At 56.5% G+C, this 3,596-nt stretch carries 4 protein-coding genes; 2 read left to right on the top strand and 2 right to left on the bottom strand.

What is annotated here, in order from left to right:
• Positions 1-177: 177 nt before the first annotated feature.
• Both GBM95_RS12410 and GBM95_RS11290 read left to right on the top strand, forming a co-directional pair.
• Positions 178-1,764, top strand: coding sequence for an autotransporter domain-containing protein (locus tag GBM95_RS12410; protein ID WP_193222687.1), 1,587 nt, complete (start codon positions 178-180; stop codon positions 1,762-1,764).
• Positions 1,765-1,885: 121 nt separating this feature from the next.
• Complete coding sequence (locus tag GBM95_RS11290) at positions 1,886-2,191, top strand: helix-turn-helix domain-containing protein (protein WP_152159189.1); 306 nt, start codon at positions 1,886-1,888, stop codon at positions 2,189-2,191.
• Between the two features lie 14 nt (positions 2,192-2,205).
• Here GBM95_RS11290 and GBM95_RS11285 read toward each other — a convergent pair whose 3' ends face one another.
• Both GBM95_RS11285 and GBM95_RS12820 read right to left on the bottom strand, forming a co-directional pair.
• Positions 2,206-2,868, bottom strand: a complete 663-nt coding sequence (locus GBM95_RS11285; protein WP_152159188.1) for a hypothetical protein — start codon at positions 2,866-2,868, stop codon at positions 2,206-2,208.
• A gap of 284 nt (positions 2,869-3,152) precedes the next feature.
• Positions 3,153-3,596, bottom strand: a 444-nt coding sequence (locus GBM95_RS12820; protein ID WP_226963303.1) for a hypothetical protein, incomplete at its 5' end; no start/stop codon positions are given.

Raw genomic sequence — 3,596 nt, 5'->3', positions numbered from 1 at the left:
GGCCGTCGAGGGTTGTGGTGGTTTTATCTTCATAACTCATTTATCAATTATAACATAACCGTAGCCGCCTGTCAACTATTTTGTGCCTATGTTAATAATACAGTCGTCATCGGACGCAACGTGTCCTCTAATCAAAACACGCTGCAGCTTAAAGGTCTCTACGGCGGCTTGTTCATCATGGACATTAACAAGCCTGAAGCCATGGACATCCTTTATTACCAGGAGCAGGCTTCCGCGTGGAAAGGCAATACCCTTCGTGCAGCCTCGAATATTCGAACCGAATACATGCGCGGGTTCCAGAATTACGACTTCGTCCTCTATGACGGCATGGACCTCAATACCCCGTACATTACGGTCACGAATAATACGTTCGCTGTTCCGCTGTTTTATAAATCGGGCGCCGAGAATAATGCCCGGGTGGCAATCACAAATGCCGATTCAACGCTGAAGCAGGGAACGACGCTCGTTCTGATCGACAGCGCGGCGGGTTTTGTTCAGACGGCTGTCCGGCAGCAATACGATGAATACTCAGAAGATCGGGAATTCTGGAAGCCCGGACTTGCCAATGAGCTCCGCGCACCGGTGACCATCAACACGGCAATGAATGCGGTGCGCTATGTCTCGACGCAGCTCGCCCCGGAAGACTACCAGCTCGAATTCAAAGGCGGCACCGCCGACAAAGCCACGCAGCTCGTCCTCACGCTCAACAAGGATCTTGTTCCGGTCCCGGATCCAAAGCCCGACCCCGATCCTGACCCCAAGCCGGATCCCGACCCGGATCCTGATCCGAACCCCAATCCCAACCCGAATCCGAATCCGAATCCCGGCATCATCCCGAGCGTCGTGAATCCCGAAACGCATGCGCTGATGCAGTCGTCCCTCGCGGGCTACAGCACCCTCTTTGCGTCCTCGGACTTCTTTGTCGACACGCTGATGCACTCCGAACGGGCAAGCCATAACGGTCTCTTCGCGGCAGGTCGCGCCGGCCGCTACGGGATCAGTACGGATACCCGCGTGACGAGCAATGTCGTTTCCGGTCTCATTGGTCTCGGGCATGAGATGGGCTCCACGGAAATCGGCGGATATGTAGAAATCGGACACGCATCCTATGAGACGAAGACGCCGCTTCCTTCGGGCACCATGAAGAACAAGGGCCGGAACAACTATGCGGGCGTCGGCCTCTATGCTATCCGGAAGGTGGGCGACATGGGCCTCAATGTCACGGGTTATCTCAAGACCGGCGTTCTGAGAAACGATTTCGACGTTGCCCTCCTCTCCCAGCCGATGAATTTCGACAAGTCGAGTCTCTACTGGGGCGCTCATCTCGGCGTCAACTACCAGTTTGATCTGACGGAGAAGTTCTCGAACCGCGTCTTCCTCAACTACTTCTATGACTGCGAGAAGGGGCAGACCTACGACATCGGAAGCGGCGCCGATGCTGTTTCAGTGCACTACGACGCTCTGAACGGTCAGCGTGTGCAGATGGGCACCCGTCTCGAATACCGCTATGCGAGGGGCCTCAATCCCTTCGTTGGTCTTGCGGCCGAACAGGTGTTCGCGGCAAAGGCCGACGGCAAGGCGCACGACGCCCTGGGCGAACTAAGGCTCGTTTCCGACGATGCCGAAGGAACGACCGGCATTCTGACGATGGGCTGGTCTTATCTCAATGAAGCCGGCTCTTTTGAGCTCACGACCGCGGTCAACGGGTACTTCGGCGCCCGCGAGGGCCTCAATGGTGAAATCACGGCGCTCTGGAAGTTCTAACTCAGCAATCCCTCGTCCGGGGGCTGAAGCCTCATCAGCTTCCGGCCTCCGGATGAAATCTCTTTTTGAACCTGCGGAAGCGGACCCGACCTTCTGCCTTTTGAAATGGATATTTCTCAATATGACATCCGCGCATGCAGACGATTCTGCGATCTCGCTTCCGCTTGACGCGCCCCTGCTTCCCCGGGAAGAGGCGCTTCTGAAGCAGATCAATTCCGCCCTCCGGATCGGGGCACTGGACAAAGCCATCGAGCTTCTCGGTGAACTTCTGAAAGGCCGGGGCATAACGCGTCTTGCCTCAAAGACGGGGCTCAACCGCAGTCACCTCTACCGGGCACTCCATATCGGCGGGAATCCCAGCCTCGACAGCGTGATGCGGCTCTGCGAGGAGATGAACCTCGTGATCCGGGTCGTCCCGAAGACATAGAGGCGAAAGCACTCTCATGTGCCGGTGCTCTGCTCGTCGTCAAGATAGGCAAGGATAGGCTCATTGATGGGAATGGGGTCGCCCTTCACCGGAAGCCACATCCAGGGGGCGCCGTCAGACAGTCTTCCGGCGTGCGCCTGTCCGCCCGCGAAAGCATAGCCCTTCAATCCCGCATAACGGGCGACTTCCGGAACGTCCGGGATGATCGCGCCGATCAGCGCCTCCTCGACAAGGAGGCACTGCGCATCCATCTGGGCGGATTCCGAAAAGGTGTGCATGAGGGCAGCACGGTCGAGCATCATCTCGATTTCGACGATGCGGGTGATGGCGTATTCGATCGGTTCGACCATGTAGTCGGGAAGCGGCTCATGGCGCTCGGTGTATTCGAGCCCGGCGACGAGCGCCGCCATGGCAAGTATGCAGGCGTCCTTCAGGTCGCCCGTATCCTCGTAGTGCTCGCAGATGTTGACGCCGAGCTTGACGGTAGTGACGGCCGCAATGATGTTCGTCTTCGTCGCTTCCGAGGACCGGAGGGCCTTGACGGGCAGAAGCTGAGCGAGCCCGAGATTCGTCTTCTGGGCTTCTGAGTATTCGGGCAGAAACGCCGCCGACATCGGAGGCAGACGGACTTCCTTTTTGCGATAGGTCTTCTTGCGGGGAGACTTCTTCTTCGACATGCGCCGTGAGGTGAGAGTGTTTGATCGAAAGGGGTGACGAATGCGGGGAGCGGCCCCGCCTCCCCTGCATTCTGCCTGCTTCGGCTGGAAACTTTGTCCGGGCTCCCGCCGGTCTCTGACTGTGAAGCATCATAAGCATCATTCGCTTCGCAAAAACCCCACGGAATCATGCGTTTACAGTCGTTCTAAAACGAACTGGGGAATACCCCATTATGCAGGACTTGCGGCAACATTTCCGCCTCGCCGTATACGATCCCGCGGCCTTCAAAAAGTGTTGCGCCGCCTCATATCAGGGTTTCTACTACATCAGGACTGTTCGAAAGAAAAATGTCTGATGTTTCTAATATTTCGTCTTGTGCCCATACCGGGCTAAGGTTCATCACGCAGCTGTCCTCCTCGTCGTCGGGAATTTTCTCTGTCATAGTTTCAGCCGCGACGTTGGACTGGCTTCTCTGCCATTTGTCTGGTCCAGCGCGCGCAATGCGCCTTCCCTGGGTATGCGAACCGGGGAAGGCGCTTCTTTTTTTGGCGAATCCTGCTGGCGGCGGACCTCTCCCTGATGACCCCGATCCTGATTCGCGGGGTCTTATTCGTGATTGGCTCGGAAAGCTGCTCGCGGATTCTTTTGTTTTATTAACATAGGCACAAAATAGTTGACAGGCGGCTACGGTTATGTTATAATTGATAAATGAGTTATGAAGATAAAACCACCACAACCCTCGACGGCC

The sequence above is a fragment of the Sutterella seckii genome (assembly GCF_009183815.1).
Taxonomy (GTDB): Bacteria; Pseudomonadota; Gammaproteobacteria; order Burkholderiales; family Burkholderiaceae_F; genus Sutterella; species Sutterella seckii.
Note: the sequence above shows the minus strand (reverse complement) of the source record. Positions and strands in the feature narration are given on the sequence as shown.

Bases quoted from the DNA above. Each gene is read 5' to 3' on its own strand.
- GBM95_RS12410 (WP_193222687.1), top strand. From the start codon at position 178: ATGGACATTAACAAGCCTGAAGCCATGGACATCCTTTATTACCAGGAG.
- GBM95_RS11290 (WP_152159189.1), top strand. From the start codon at position 1,886: ATGACATCCGCGCATGCAGACGATTCTGCGATCTCGCTTCCGCTTGAC.
- GBM95_RS11285 (WP_152159188.1), bottom strand. From the start codon at position 2,868: ATGTCGAAGAAGAAGTCTCCCCGCAAGAAGACCTATCGCAAAAAGGAA.